Source organism: Candidatus Magnetobacterium casense (assembly GCF_000714715.1).
GTDB classification, from domain to species: Bacteria; Nitrospirota; Thermodesulfovibrionia; order Thermodesulfovibrionales; family Magnetobacteriaceae; genus Magnetobacterium; species Magnetobacterium casense.
Map to the genome: position 1 here is coordinate 116,579 of NZ_JMFO01000004.1, position 14,139 is coordinate 130,717.

Genomic DNA, 14,139 nt, shown 5'->3' on the forward strand with positions numbered 1-14,139 from the left:
TAGTTTATCAGATTTTTGTTAAAAAATGTTGTTATGTCCATATGCCTAATCCCTTAAGCAGGGCACGCAGACCCGCAAATGAGAGCATCACGATGACGATATACCTTACCGCCGCCGGTTTGGTCTTGGCAAGGATCTTTACTCCCACCATAGAGCCAAGCATTATGCCAATAATGGAGGGAACAACGATCATCGGCAACACGGCCCCGTTGTTGATGTATATCCATGCGGCTGATGTGTCGGTAATGGAGAGCAGGAACTTGCTTGAGGACACAGCAACTTTCAACGGGGCACCCATGAGCAGGTTCAGAACAGGAACGTTTGCCCATCCAGCACCCAACCCAAACATTCCTGCCATCACGCCGATGACAATGAAGAGGAGAAAGCCGGGGAGGGTCCTGTGTATCTTCCAGTGTATGTCCTGCCCTGTGGATACTTCGTGGTAGATGCCGTTTATAGCTAAGGCCGTGGAGAGGGCATCGGCCTCTTTGACTTCGGGATACTCGGACTTCTTGGCCTTTAAGATTATAAGGACAATGCCGATGATGGTGATTCCTAGGGACGTCTGGACGACATTGGTAGGCAGCGCCAGACCGATCATTGCCCCTACGATGGCACAAGCGGAGGCTATCAACCCAACCGGCAGGGCGAGTCTCAGATTGGCGAGTCCCTTTTTCAAAAGCCCGGGACCTGCCGCCAACGCCCCGGCCAGGGCAACCAACAAACCGGCCCCTCTTACAAAGTCAAGGTGAAACGGGAAAAACCCACCCACAATCGGGACAAATAACACCCCGCCTCCAACACCACCCAGCACGGCCACAATTCCAAGCACAAAGGTCAACACAAATAACCCCAGTGGCCACACCCACCACGCAACCGCACTTGCCTTCCCTGCCACCTCCCCGGCCGGCTCCCCGGCAAATGATGGCGACAGAGCACCCATCACAAGGGTGACTATTGCTAGTAAGAAAAGCGCTTTTTTGACAATTGACATCTCTGATAACCTCCATATTTTTTTATAGAAGCATAACTTGCTTCTAAATGTGTATGGATTATATCATAGTGTTGCAAAAAGAATCTACAGCGTTTCTTTTTGCAACACAAGAGACGACTCTCTGCAGAAACACCTCCCCCATGTAGACATGTGACGCTAAATACCTGTGAAGCTAATACCGCCTTTGTGTTAGAATATAACCTGACAATGGTGGAATATGCAACCACGCTTTGGAGTACGTCAGAGGAACCGAAAGCCCCGTGGAGGAGGTCATTTGCTGTCGGCTGGTGATTTACTGAGACGCATCAGACTGTGCATCATGGCAGGTTTGTTCCTGTTGTTGTTTGATGCGTTTTTTATTCCAATCTTTGCATGGGCAACCGTGGATGGAAATGCGACGGTGGAATTGACCCCTGCTGAAAGGGCATTTCTGGCCGGCAAACAAGTGCGTTTGGGGGTGGACTCTGCGCGTCCGCCGTTTGAGTTTATCGACGAAAAGGGCGTTTACTCCGGCATCAGCGCCGGATTTATAGAGGCCTGTGCCAAGCGGCTTGGCATTGAAATTGTCCTGGTCTCCGGCCTTAATGTCGGTGCAGCCATGAAGAAGATGAAAGAGGGTGAAGTGGATGTTATACCGAAGATTTCGCCCGACCCGGAGCGTGCAAAGAGCATCCTGTTTACCAAGCCTCATGCCACCTTTGCATCGGTCATTGTTACCCGCCAGAATGTCCGATACATCAGCGGCATAGATGACCTTGAAGGTCTCAGGGTTGGTGTGTTGAAGGGGCTGATTGTCGAGACAAGTATGAAGCGTGATTATCCGGATGTGCCGCTGGTATCGCTGCCTGATGTCCGCACTGCCCTTGTGGAGCTTTCCTCAGGCAAAATAGATGCCTACATAGATAACATGGCCATGGTATCCTATAACATGGATAGGCTCGGCCTGACCAATCTCAAGATAGCAGCGCAGACCCCCTACATCTATGACATAGCATTCGGTGTCAGAAAGGATTGGCCGCTGTTGGCGTCCGCGCTCGACAAGGCCCTGGCAAGCATGTCCAAGCAGGAACGGGCAGCAATAACGGGCCGGTGGCTTACCGTTGAATATCAGGCAAGGATTAACTGGAAGGTCTTTGGACCGGTTGCGGCTTCGTTGCTTGCTATCACTACCTTTGTGCTCATCTGGAATCGGCGCTTGAGGCGCGCGATCTGTCAACGGGACATCATCCAGGCGGAGTTGCAGGTAGCCAAGGATGTTGCCGAGGAAGCAACAAGGGCCAAGAGCGACTTCCTTGCCAACATGAGTCACGAAATCCGTACCCCGATGAACGCCATCATTGGCATGTCACACCTGGCCTTGCATACAAACCTCGATGCAAAGCAGCGTAACTACATCGAAAAGATCGAGTCTGCCGCCAAAAACCTCCTTGGGATTATCAACGACATTCTGGACTTTTCCAAGATAGAGGCGGGCAAACTGGAGTTTGAAACCACAGATTTCTACCTGGAAGATGTCATGGAAAACCTTGCAGACCTCTCCGTAATCAAGGCACAGGACAAGGGACTGCAACTGCTGTTTGACATAGCAACCGATGTGCCCACAGCCCTCAGAGGCGATCCGCTGAGGCTGGGACAGGTTCTGCTCAACCTGGTCAACAATGCCATTAAATTTACCGAATTTGGTGAAATTACCGTAAGTATCCGGTGCATTGCCAATGAAGCTAACGGGGTGTTTTTGCGTTTTGATGTAAGCGACACCGGCATTGGTCTCACCGAAGAAGAGCTCGGAAAACTGTTCACCGCCTTTTCGCAAGCGGATAACTCAACATCGCGCAAGTATGGTGGCACCGGCCTTGGGCTAACCATCAGCAGGCGCCTGGTGGAAATGATGGACGGAGAAATAGGAGTCGAAAGCACCCCCGGTGTTGGCAGTACCTTTCATTTTACCGCCAGGTTTGGCCTGCAGGCGGAGCAGCCTGAGCTATCAACCTCCACGCAACTTGATATTTTCGGCAAATCAGTCCTGCGGCGACCACGCAAACAGCACAGGCAGGCGGATTACGAGGAGGCCGGAAGACTTCTCAGGGGTGCTAATTTATTGCTGGCCGAAGACAACGCAGTCAATCAGGAGCTGGCGTTGGAAATTCTCCAGGGGGTGGGCATACGTGTTGATGTGGCAGGCAACGGTGTTGAGGCAGTGGAAAAGGTCGCCCTGGCGGACTACGATGGCGTGCTCATGGATTGTCAGATGCCCGTGATGGATGGCTTTGAGGCTACCCGCAGGATTCGGGGGGATAAACGCTTTGCCGCTCTCCCCATACTGGCCATGACTGCCAATGCGATGGCCGGGGACAGGGAGAAGTGTATCCAATGCGGTATGAACGACCACATTGCCAAACCGATAGATGTCGCCCAACTCTTTAGTGCCCTGGTGCGCTGGATCAAGCCCAAAGCACCTGCTCCTGAATCAAGCATCGCCCCTGCGGTAGCAACAGACGATGCCATGCCAAATATCACCGGCATTGAAACGGACAAGGCTCTAAGACGTGTAGGTGGTAATGTCAGGTTGCTGCGTAAATTAATCACCCGTTTCAGTGAAAATCAAGCCGATGCAATTACACGGATTAAGGCTGCCACGGAAAACAACGATGCCGAAACCGCAATCCGCCATGCCCATACGCTCAAGGGGCTTGCGGGCAACATCGGGGCCAACAGGATGTTCGATCTGGCGGCTAGGCTGGAAGACATTCTGAACAGGGGTGAGACGGCTTGCTTGTATGAGGCGATGGCTGAGGCAGATGGTGAACTCGCCGACTTACTGAGGAGGATTTCTGAAGGTATGTCGCATGAGGTTGAGGCGACGGCAGGGACTGACGCTATTGTAGACATGGACAGCCTTGCCGATGACATGATAAAACTGGCAGCGCTTTTGGCCGATGATGATCCGCAGGCCGTTGGCGTTATGGATGGTTTAGTTGACAGACTTGGGTGTACAGGACACACAGATGCGGCAAGAACGGTGCAGGAGAGTATCGCAAATTTTGACTTTGAAGATGCCTTGGTCAGGCTCGGAGAGATAGGACGAGCACTGCAGATATCCACATTTGATAAGATTATGAGTACAGATTAAAAGATTTACAGGAAAACAAAAACGAAGCCTTCTTAACATAATCCTGATAATCAAATCGCTCCTTACAGTCGCCAGGCCGTTAAATCGTGGTTCAGACATCTTTATGCTTAAGTCAACAACATTACCCCTTGACCCCCATTATTTCACACTCAATTATCATGCCTGAAAAAAACTGTGTCATTTCAGTATAATTCTTATGATAATTAGCATACGTGTTGATGTGACAGGCAACAGTGTTGAGGCAGTTCAAATCGAAATCTGCTATAATATAACGACATAAAAACTTTATCGGAGGTAAGGGAAATGACCGATGAACCAGAGATACAAGACCTGGAAGGCTCCCTGGGAAGCTATAAGGCCAAGGTAGCCACAACGTTTAAGGGAACCCTGACGTGGGACAAGGACTTAATATTCCTCGGACGCACACAGAAGGGCTACGAAATAGACTACGACGCAAACGTCGAATGGGGATGTCAGCCGTCGGAACCCGTGATGATGAGCCTTGCAGCGTGCATCTCCACAGACTGCCTCATGTTTCTGCAAAAGATGAAGGCTACGATCACCGCCATGAAGACCAATATCACGGGCATTAAGCAAGAGTCCCCCCCACACTACTTCACGGGCTTTGACATCATGCTCTACATAACGGGCAAAAACCTCACGGAGAAGAAAGTAGACAGGGCACTCGACCTCTCAATCAACAAGTACTGCGGCGTCTACCACTCCCTGAGAAGAGACATCAAGCTCAACATCAAGTATGAGTTGACCAAAGAGGAATGACCAAAGCCAATGGCAGCAAACCCCACTACCTGGGACATCGCAGCAGACTCAGAGACAGGTATGTCAGAGGCGGCATAGACTCACTTAACGACTACGAGGCCGTTGAACTGTTGCTGACGTTTGTCCACAGTCGCAGGGATGTAAAGCCCCAGGCAAAGGACCTGTTGGGCCGGTTTGATGGCATCAGGGGGCTGCTCGATGCCGGGATGGATGACCTAATTGGGGTGGGCGGGGTCGGCAGACAGACTGCCATACTGATAAAGCTTGCCAGGGACTTCGTGGAACTCTACATGCGTGAGACACTCCTGGAAAGGCAGGTGGTCCGCTGCCCCGATGACATTATTGATTATCTCCGTATATCCGTTGGCTCGCTCAAGGACGAACGGTTTATGACGCTCTTCCTGAACGCCAGAAACGAAATCGTTGCCTTTGAAGTAGTCAGCGAGGGGACGGTCAACAGTACGGTTGTTTATCCGCGCAAGATATTTGAAAACGCCCTGAGACACAAGGCCACCGCCATGATTCTCGTCCACAACCACCCCAGTGGAAGCCTCAAGGTCTCAGAGGATGACATCAAGCTCACCAAAAACCTCAAGCGTACCGCAGATACCCTCGGCATCATCATCCACGACCACCTGATCGTGACCAACGACGACTACGTAAGCCTCAGCCAAAAGGGGCTGATATAGCCTGTCCGGATGAGACGAGATACAGCAGAACTAAACGTCATCTATGAGATAAGCAAGTTGCTTGGTTCTTCGCTGGATATCCACAGGACGCTCAAGATGACGATGAAGTTTCTGTGCGTGTTTCTCGACCTCAAGCGCGCAACCGTCGCCCTCATAGAAGACAATGAGTTGGTGATACGGGCCGCCCACGGCCTCAGTCGCAGCGAAATAGAGCTCGGACGATACAAGAAGGGCGAGGGAATCATGGGTCAGGTGGCCAAGTCGGGCTATCCCATCGTCATCCCTAACATAAAGGATGAGCCGTTTTTCCTGAACAAGACGGGGGCACGTCCTGACATCGCCAGTGAGGATGCCGCCTTTTTGTGTGTTCCGGTCAAGTTTGGTCGCGAGATACTGGGGGTGTTGAGCGTAGACAGGCCGCTTGAGTCAAAGGGCATATCCCTGGATGATGACCTGAGACTGTTGAAGATCGTATCGGCGTTGATAGCGCAGGCGGTCAGGCTCCACGGGCAGGTGCAGCAGGAAAAGCAGGAGCTGATTGCCCAGCGGGATGCCCTGAAGTTTGAGCTAAAGGGCAAATACAGCATAGACAACGTCGTGGGCAATTCCGCAGCGATGCAGGTAGTATATGAGGCGGTGCACAGGGTGGCGCCATCGAGGGCCACCGTAATGCTCATGGGCGAAAGCGGCACGGGCAAGGAGCTGATTGCCAGGGCCATACACTACATGGGGCCGCGTGCCAACGAGCAGTTTGTAAAGCTCAACTGTGCGTCGATCCCCGAGGGACTCCTTGAGGCCGAACTGTTTGGTCACGAAAAGGGCGCCTTTACCGGTGCGGCCAATCTCAGAAAGGGACGCTTTGAGTTGGCCCACAAGGGCACCATCTTCCTGGATGAGATAGCAGACCTGACGTCTTCGCTCCAGCCAAAACTCCTGCGCGTGCTCCAGGAGAGGGAGTTTGAGCGGATCGGCAGCGAAAGAACCATCAAGGTCGATGTCCGTGTGATCGCCGCCACGTCGAGGGACCTTGAGGGCCTCGTGCGGGAGGGCAAGTTCAGGGAGGACCTGTACTACAGGCTCAACGTGGTGCCCGTGACGCTCCCACCGCTGCGTCACCGGAGGGAGGACATCGGTGCGTTGATCGAGTTCTTCCTTGACAAGTTCAACGCCGAAAATGTCCGCCAGGTAAACCTCTCCCCCGATGCCCTAAGGCTGATGCTGGAGTATCAGTGGCCCGGCAATGTGCGTGAGCTGGAAAACGCCGTCGAGCGGATGGTCATCATGACCCCAGAGGACGTGGTAGTGCCTGAGCGTTTGCCGTTGAACATACGGGCGTCGATGGCTGCGGCTACGCCGGTGGTGGGTGTATCAGGTAAGGCGTTGCCGCTGCTGCAGTTGGAGAAGACACATATTATTGAGGCGCTTGTCAAGACCGGATGGGTCTATGCGCAGGCCGCCAGGGTGCTTGGCATTACGCCAAGACAAATTTGTTATAAGGTGAAAAAGTATGGAATCAGACAAGATATTTCATGACTGGCTGGTGAGGCATCTCAAGGCCAGGCTGGCAAAGGATTACTCAGAGATTGCAGTCAACCTTGAGGGAGAAAGGAAACACGTCCTTGATGGGCATTACCCAAACCTGATCCTCAAGAACCTTGGCATGGTCATGGCCGTAGTGGAGGTGGAGAGCGAAGGCAGTATAACCCCCGATAAGATAAGGCAGTGGAAGGAGTTAATCCAGCAGGGAACACGGTTAATCGTGATGGTGCCGGAGCGTTCCCGGGCAAAGACGATGTCTCTGTTGTGGGATGCCGGCATTGCCTCGGAGGTCTCCGTGGGCAGTTACGACCTGAAGATCAACATGCCATAGGAATTGTGTACCAGGGTGCCTGGACAGATAAAATGTGTAACAGCTATAATTAGTAATGAGAGTGAGCATTGTGTCTATAGGCAATTATAGTGGAATAAGGATACCTGATGCTGTTATGAAACAGTGTGGCTTTGACGATGAGGAAGCAGAGCTTGAAATAAATGGAAATACACTCATTGTTAAACCGGTAAAGGAAAAACCAAGAAAAAACTGGGACAAGGCCTTTAAACTAATGGCCCAAAGAGGTGAGGATACCTTACTCATAGATGATTCTTTAGATAGGGTAGAAAAAATTACCCATATGAAATACTAAAGAACCATAATTTAACAAAAGTATATGGCAGATATATGGCAGACGAAAACGTATACATAACCAAGGTAAATATCCGTAAGGTTAGGCATCTAATGGATATTAATATCTCACTTTCGGGTATATCGAGACAACATCTGATCTTCACAGGTATAAACGGGAGCGGTAAGACTTCGGTCTTGGAGGCAATAAGAGACTATTTAGGTAATGCTGATCAAGATAAATATATTAACTCTATAGCTGGTAAGGAATTTTTGGACCATAACAAAAGAACCTTCCTGAACAAAAGAACTCATAGAAAAATAGAGACTAGCATATTATTAGAAAAAATCATAAAAAAAACAGGCATAGAGTTATATTTTAACCATAGCTACTTATTTTATAGAGCTTCGTACATTAGGGGTGAGCATTTTTTTGCGTTTTTTAACGCCAGGAGAAAAGCGGAATTAAAACAACCTACAGGTATAAGAAAAATTGAAATTAAACAACAATATGTCTTTAACGATAAAGCAAGTTCTGAATTCATACAACATATCGTAAATTTACAAGTAGACAGACTTTTTGCTGAAAGAGGAAATGATACAGATACTGTTAAGAACATAAATAACTGGTTCGAAATATTTGAACAAAGGCTCAAAGAGATATTTGAGGATAATGAAATCAAATTGGAATTTGACATAAAAAATTACGACTATCATATAGTCAAAAGAGACAGAGAGAAATTTACGTTTAATCAACTTTCTGATGGTTATTCGGCAATCTTCGATATAATGTCAGAAATCATCATGAGGATGGAACCACATAGAACCAAGAGCTACGATATCCAAGGAATTGTCTTGATAGATGAAATCGAGACACACTTGCATGTCTCGTTGCAAAAAAAGATTTTGCCGCTTCTGACATCGTTTTTTCCAAATGTTCAATTTATTGTTACAACCCATTCGCCGTTTGTGTTAAATTCAATTGAAAACGCTGTAATCTGTGACTTGGAAAATAATATCATAGCGAGTGACTTCAGTGGGTATTCCTATAGCAGTATTGTAGAGGATTATTTTGATTCTGATAAATATTCTCAGGTTGTTAAAGATAAGATTGAAAGGTATGAACGTTTGGCAGGTCTTGAAATGCTGACAGAAGAAGAAGAAGATAAACTGTTTAAACTGGAAATGTATCTAAAAGAAATACCTGCATTTTTAGCCCCAGAGTTAAAACTAAAATTCCAACAAGTGCAATTGGTGTTGTTACTTAAAAACATAAAGAATGGTAAACGTTAAAAAATCACAAATAGCGCCAGATTGTCTGGAAATAGAAAAGATAAAACCTAATGGTGATTATAAATGTGGTGAAGTTATAAAAAAAGTAGCAGAAGAATTCAAAAACAAATGTTACATATGTGAATATAAAGGACCAACTGGAATAAATGTTGAACATTTTATCCCACATGAAGGAAATAAAGACTTGATGTTTGACTGGAAAAATTTGTTCTATGCTTGTTGGCACTGTAATAACACTAAAACAAACAAATATAAAAATATTTTAAATTGTACTGATTCAAAACATGACGTATTAAATTGGATTCAATATGAGATTAAGCCTTACCCTAAGGAAAAACCAAAGATAACGGCATTAAAGAATGAAGATGAAGTCAAAGAAACCGTCGAACTTTTAAACGCTGTATATACAGGAACCACCAAATTAAAAAAGAAGGAAGCGGAGAATATCAGAGAGAGTTTGATAGAAGAAATGGTAATTTTTGGAAAATTGCTGTTTGACTATTTCAAGTATGACAAAGACAATGAGACTTATAAAAAGATAGAATGGCACTTAAGCAGTTCCTCTGCCTTTACTGCATTTAAGCATTGGATAGTAAAGGACAATGAGGAATTAAGGAATGAATTTAACAAACTACTCAGCCCCTAAAGGGTGCATAAGAAAGTAGTGGCTAATGGATTCCTGCTTGTGCAGGAATGACACATATGGGCGCAAAATGCCATTTCCTGTCATTCCCGTGAAAACGGGAATCCATCTCCAAAAACAGCATTAAATGGCTATTTAGAAAAAAACAGTAAATAATGCTTCCCTGATGCCACCAAAAATTTATGCCCCCCCTAAAATTCCGTTTGATTTTAATCACAAGACATGCTATAATACCTACACTTTGATTGTTGAGAGAGACACGATTGACTGAGGTAATCCCCTTCAGAGGGCTGTTGTACGACCCGGGGCGGGTGGCTATGGAGGACGTCATTGCTCCCCCATACGACATCATCACGCCACAGAGACAGGATGCGCTTTACCTCAAGAGCCGGTTCAACATCGCCAGGGTTGAGTGCGGCAAGGAGTTTGCCGATGACACCGATATATGCAACAAGTACTTCCGGGCCTCCGAAAGCCTCAAGGGCTGGCTCACAGACGGTATCATCAAGTTTGAAGACAAACCGGCATTCTACCTCTATGAAACCGACTACTCCGTCGAAGGCAAACAGATTGCCATGCGAGGCGTCTTTGCCGCCGTGAAACTCGTACAACACGGCGAGGGTATCTATCCCCACGAAATGACCAAGGCAAAACCTAAACTCGACAGACTCAACCTCATGCGTGCCTGCTGCGCAAACATAAGCCCAATCTTTGCCATCTACAACGACCCGGACAAGGGACTTGACAGCCTCTATGACAAGATACTCAACACCAAACCGTACTTTGAATTCGACGACGATGACTCCATACACCACAAATGCTGGATCATCAACGCCCCCGACGACGTCGCCGCCATAAGCGCTAACCTCAGCGGAAACGACCTGTTCATCGCCGACGGACACCACCGCTACGAAACCGCACTGGAGTACCAACGCATAATGCAACAGCAATGCCACCTCAAAACCGGAACCTCCCACACACAACGCAAGGACTACGACTACGTCATGATGCTCCTGGTCAATGCAGCGGAGGGCGGCCTGACCATTCTGCCTACACACAGGATGATCAATCTCCACCACGATGGCACACCAAAAGACCCCATAACAACGCTTAAAGAACAGTTCAAGGTCGAACACATCACAACGCCGGCCCTGCACAAGACCGACCCCTCGGCACGTTATGCCATAAATGCAGCCATCAACGGTCAACCCCACACCTTTGGCCTGTACCTGCACGGCCATGAGGGCTTCTACGTCCTGCGCTACAACGGACAACAACTACATGGCCTCGATGCCACAGACGTCGTCCTGTTACACAACGTGGTGTTTAAACAACTCTTTGACGTCAACGACTTCGGTTACGAAATGGATACGGCAAAGACCATAGACATGGTCAGAGACGGCCAGTTTAAGGCGGCATTCATACTAAACCCCACAAGGGTCGAAGACGTCCGCCTCTCGGCACAAACCGGCGTCAAGATGCCGCCCAAGTCAACGTACTTCTATCCCAAGATTCCAACAGGGCTGGTGATCAATTATTTGCAAGACTTGTAGTATCATATAGTAAGACTTAGTCTCTGCTATATATTCAAATATTAAGTTAAATTTTAGGAGGTTTCAATGGCAGTAAAAATAGGTGTAAATGGTTTTGGAAGGATAGGCAGGAACTTTTTCAGGGCCTGCATGGATAACCCCGAAATAGAAATTGTAGCGGTAAACGACCTTACGGACGCCAAGAGCCTTGCTCATCTGCTGCAGTACGACTCTGTGGTTGGTAATCTCAAGGCCGATGTTTCAGTCAAGGACGACACTATCGTGGTAAACGGCAAGTCCGTCAAGGTGGTTGCAGAGAGAGACCCGGCAGCACTTCCCTGGAAGGCCCTCGGAGTAGAGATTGCCGTTGAGTCAACCGGACTCTTTACCAAAAAAGAACATGCCGCAAAGCACCTCGCAGCCGGAGCGGAATGGGTATTGATATCGGCCCCGGCCACCGATGAGGATATCACCGTGTGTATGGGCGTCAACTCCGATAAACTAGACCCCGCCAAACACAAGATAATCTCTAACGCATCATGTACAACCAACTGTCTCTCCCCCGTGGCAAAGGTCATAAACGACACCTTTGGCATAGTCAAGGGACTAATGACGACAGTCCACTCATACACCAACGACCAGAGGGTGCTGGACCTGGCACATAAGGACCTCAGACGCGCAAGGGCAGCCGCAATAAACATAATCCCCTCAAGCACCGGCGCTGCAAAGGCTATCGGTCTGGTGCTGCCGGAGCTAAAGGGCAAACTCGACGGCTTTGCAATGCGCGTACCAACCCCTAACGTCTCCGTCGTAGACCTCACCGTGGAACTCGCCAAAGAGGCCACAAAAGATGAAATAAACGCCGCCATCAAAAAGGCCGCCGAAGGTCCCATGAAGGGTATCCTCCAATACGTTGACATACCCCTGGTGTCTTCCGACTTTAAGGGCAACCCACACTCCTCCAGCTTTGACGCCGAGTTGACAAAGGTCATCGGTAACATGGCAAAGGTCATATCCTGGTACGACAACGAGTGGGGTTATAGCTGCCGCCTGCGGGACCTCGCCCTGTATGTTATCTCCAGGAGGTAATAATGGCACTTGACAAGATAGTAATAAGGGACCTCGACCTCAAGGGCAAAAGAACCTTCATCAGGGTTGACTTCAATGTCCCCTTTGATGAGGCAAACAACATCACGGATGACAACCGTGTCCGTGCGGCCCTGCCGACCATAAACATGGCTATCGACAAGGGCGCCAAGGTGATCCTCGCCTCCCACCTCGGCAGGCCAAAGGGAAAACCCAATCCCAAGTACACGCTCCAACCCGTGGCAAAGTGCCTGGAGGGGCTGCTCAGTGCGAGCCGCACAGGCGATAAAAGCAAAAAGGTGGCCTTTGCCCCAGATTGTGTTGGCCCCGAGGTTGAAAAGATGGTTGCCGATATGAAGGACGGTGACGTCCTGCTCCTGGAAAACGTTCGCTTCCACGCAGAAGAGGAAAAGAACGACCCCGAATTCTCCAAGTCCCTGGCCAAGCTGGCCGACGTCTACGTAAACGACGCCTTCGGCACCGCACACAGGGGACATGCCACCACCGAGGGAATAACCAGGTTTGTCCCGACCTCGGCGGCAGGACTGTTGATGGAGAAAGAGCTGAACTACCTGCTGGTATCCGTGGAATCGCCTGTGAGGCCGTTTGTGGCCATCGTTGGCGGGGCCAAGGTATCGGGCAAGATCGGCGTGCTCGACCACCTGGCAAGCAAGGTGGACAAGGTCATCGTTGGCGGGGGTATGGCCAACACGTTTTTCAAGGCTATGGGATATGAGATCGGAGACTCCCTCTGCGAAGACGATATGCTCGACGTCGCAAAAAACGTCATGGCAAAAATGAAGGAACTCAAGGTCAACTTTCTCCTGCCCGTTGATTGCCTGATAGCCGAAAAGGCCGAGCAGGGCGCTCCGACCAAGGTGGCACCGGCCAATAAGGTCCCCGCAGGATGGCGCATCCTCGACATCGGCCCGGAGTCTTCAAAGCTCTTTGCAGATGCACTCTCCGATGCCAAGACGGTCGTGTGGAACGGCCCAATGGGACTCTTTGAAATAGACACCTTTGCCAAGGGCACCTTTGACCTGGCCAATGCCGTAGCAAATATCAAGGCCACTACCATCATTGGCGGTGGAGATTCGGTGTTGGCCGTTAAGAGGGCCGGGGTAACCGACAAGGTATCCTTTATATCAACCGGTGGAGGCGCCTCTCTGGAGCTTCTCGAAGGTAAGGTACTGCCAGGGGTGGCAGCGCTTACAAAGAAATAACCCTTTTGAATAACCCGTGGGTGGGAGGCTGGGTGGACAACATGTCCTGTCTCTCCCTTGCCACGGGTAACATAATCAGACGATACCAAGGAGGAGGTGTAAGGAATTGGCATTTAACAGATTTGAGGACGCACCGTCCAGCGTTATAGCCCTGGTCAATGAGGTAAGGAACCAGTACTTCTCCGATCTCATAAACGTCAGTATCAGGGTGCTGTTTGACAGGAAAAAGAGAACCAGCAGCGGTAACATCGTCCTGGGACGGATACAGAAGACAAACGACCTCACCAGACACCTCACAAAAGAAGACACCGCCACCGCCGAAGGCTATGACTTTATCCTGTTTCTGGACAAACTGACATTTACTAACATCGATAAAAAAGACCAGGTGCGATTGATCAGACACCAGCTCCGTCACATAATCGTAGACCCCGAATCCCCCAAGAACCCCTACAAGCTGGTCGGGCACGACGTAGAGAATTTTTACGCCGAACTCGAACTCAACAAGGACGACATCAGATGGGACGAGCGCGTCAGAGAGGTAGCCATGTCCCTGTACGACCTCGACAAAGAAAACGAAGGCAAAGACGAAGGCGACTATTAATGTACTC

The 14,139-nt window shown here is 49.3% G+C and carries 13 protein-coding genes; 12 read left to right on the forward strand and 1 reads right to left on the reverse strand.

All coding sequences use genetic code 11. From position 1 onward, the window contains the following. Positions 1 to 31: 31 nt before the first annotated feature. The gene (locus tag Mcas_RS03455) at positions 32 to 994 is read right to left on the reverse strand and encodes a sulfite exporter TauE/SafE family protein (RefSeq protein WP_040334095.1); all 963 of its coding nucleotides are present in this window, start codon (positions 992 to 994) and stop codon (positions 32 to 34) included. 274 nt (positions 995 to 1,268) lie between these two features. Between Mcas_RS03455 and Mcas_RS16175 the strand changes: the two genes are divergently transcribed. The 12 genes from Mcas_RS16175 (at position 1,269) to Mcas_RS03515 (ending at position 14,132) form a co-directional block, all read left to right on the forward strand. After that, entirely contained in the window at positions 1,269 to 4,124 is a 2,856-nt protein-coding gene (locus tag Mcas_RS16175) for an ATP-binding protein (RefSeq protein WP_052566813.1), read from the forward strand. 303 nt (positions 4,125 to 4,427) lie between these two features. Further along, on the forward strand, positions 4,428 to 4,904 hold the full coding sequence (locus Mcas_RS03465; RefSeq protein ID WP_040334096.1) for an OsmC family protein: 477 nt from the start codon (positions 4,428 to 4,430) through the stop codon (positions 4,902 to 4,904). Then, positions 4,901 to 5,593, forward strand: a complete 693-nt coding sequence (radC, locus tag Mcas_RS03470; RefSeq protein ID WP_040334097.1) for a RadC family protein — start codon at positions 4,901 to 4,903, stop codon at positions 5,591 to 5,593. The genes Mcas_RS03465 and radC overlap by 4 nt, the downstream gene beginning before the upstream one ends. A gap of 9 nt (positions 5,594 to 5,602) precedes the next feature. Beyond that, complete coding sequence (locus tag Mcas_RS03475) at positions 5,603 to 7,126, forward strand: sigma-54-dependent Fis family transcriptional regulator (RefSeq protein WP_040334098.1); 1,524 nt, start codon at positions 5,603 to 5,605, stop codon at positions 7,124 to 7,126. Continuing rightward, the gene (locus tag Mcas_RS03480; protein ID WP_040334099.1) at positions 7,101 to 7,463 is read left to right on the forward strand and encodes a hypothetical protein; all 363 of its coding nucleotides are present in this window, start codon (positions 7,101 to 7,103) and stop codon (positions 7,461 to 7,463) included. The genes Mcas_RS03475 and Mcas_RS03480 overlap by 26 nt, the downstream gene beginning before the upstream one ends. A 70-nt stretch (positions 7,464 to 7,533) precedes the next feature. Then, entirely contained in the window at positions 7,534 to 7,776 is a 243-nt protein-coding gene (locus tag Mcas_RS03485; protein WP_200873623.1) for an AbrB/MazE/SpoVT family DNA-binding domain-containing protein, read from the forward strand. A 35-nt stretch (positions 7,777 to 7,811) separates the two neighbouring features. Further along, positions 7,812 to 9,047 carry an AAA family ATPase gene (locus Mcas_RS16180; RefSeq protein WP_052566814.1) on the forward strand — a complete coding sequence of 412 codons (1,236 nt, stop codon included), beginning with the start codon at positions 7,812 to 7,814 and terminating at the stop codon, positions 9,045 to 9,047. Continuing rightward, on the forward strand, positions 9,034 to 9,693 hold the full coding sequence (locus Mcas_RS16185) for an HNH endonuclease (RefSeq protein WP_052566815.1): 660 nt from the start codon (positions 9,034 to 9,036) through the stop codon (positions 9,691 to 9,693). The genes Mcas_RS16180 and Mcas_RS16185 overlap by 14 nt, the downstream gene beginning before the upstream one ends. Positions 9,694 to 9,953: 260 nt before the next feature. Further along, a complete protein-coding gene (locus Mcas_RS03500; RefSeq protein WP_156033079.1) occupies positions 9,954 to 11,243 on the forward strand; it encodes a DUF1015 domain-containing protein in 1,290 nt (429 codons plus the stop codon). 66 nt (positions 11,244 to 11,309) lie between these two features. After that, positions 11,310 to 12,311, forward strand: coding sequence for a type I glyceraldehyde-3-phosphate dehydrogenase (gene gap / locus Mcas_RS03505; RefSeq protein ID WP_040334102.1), 1,002 nt, complete (start codon positions 11,310 to 11,312; stop codon positions 12,309 to 12,311). Between the two features lie 2 nt (positions 12,312 to 12,313). After that, positions 12,314 to 13,531: a phosphoglycerate kinase gene (locus Mcas_RS03510; RefSeq protein WP_040334103.1), complete on the forward strand. Its 1,218-nt coding sequence runs from the start codon at positions 12,314 to 12,316 to the stop codon at positions 13,529 to 13,531. A 106-nt stretch (positions 13,532 to 13,637) separates the two neighbouring features. Further along, complete coding sequence (locus Mcas_RS03515; protein ID WP_040334104.1) at positions 13,638 to 14,132, forward strand: putative metallopeptidase; 495 nt, start codon at positions 13,638 to 13,640, stop codon at positions 14,130 to 14,132. The last annotated feature ends 7 nt before the right edge of the window (positions 14,133 to 14,139 follow it).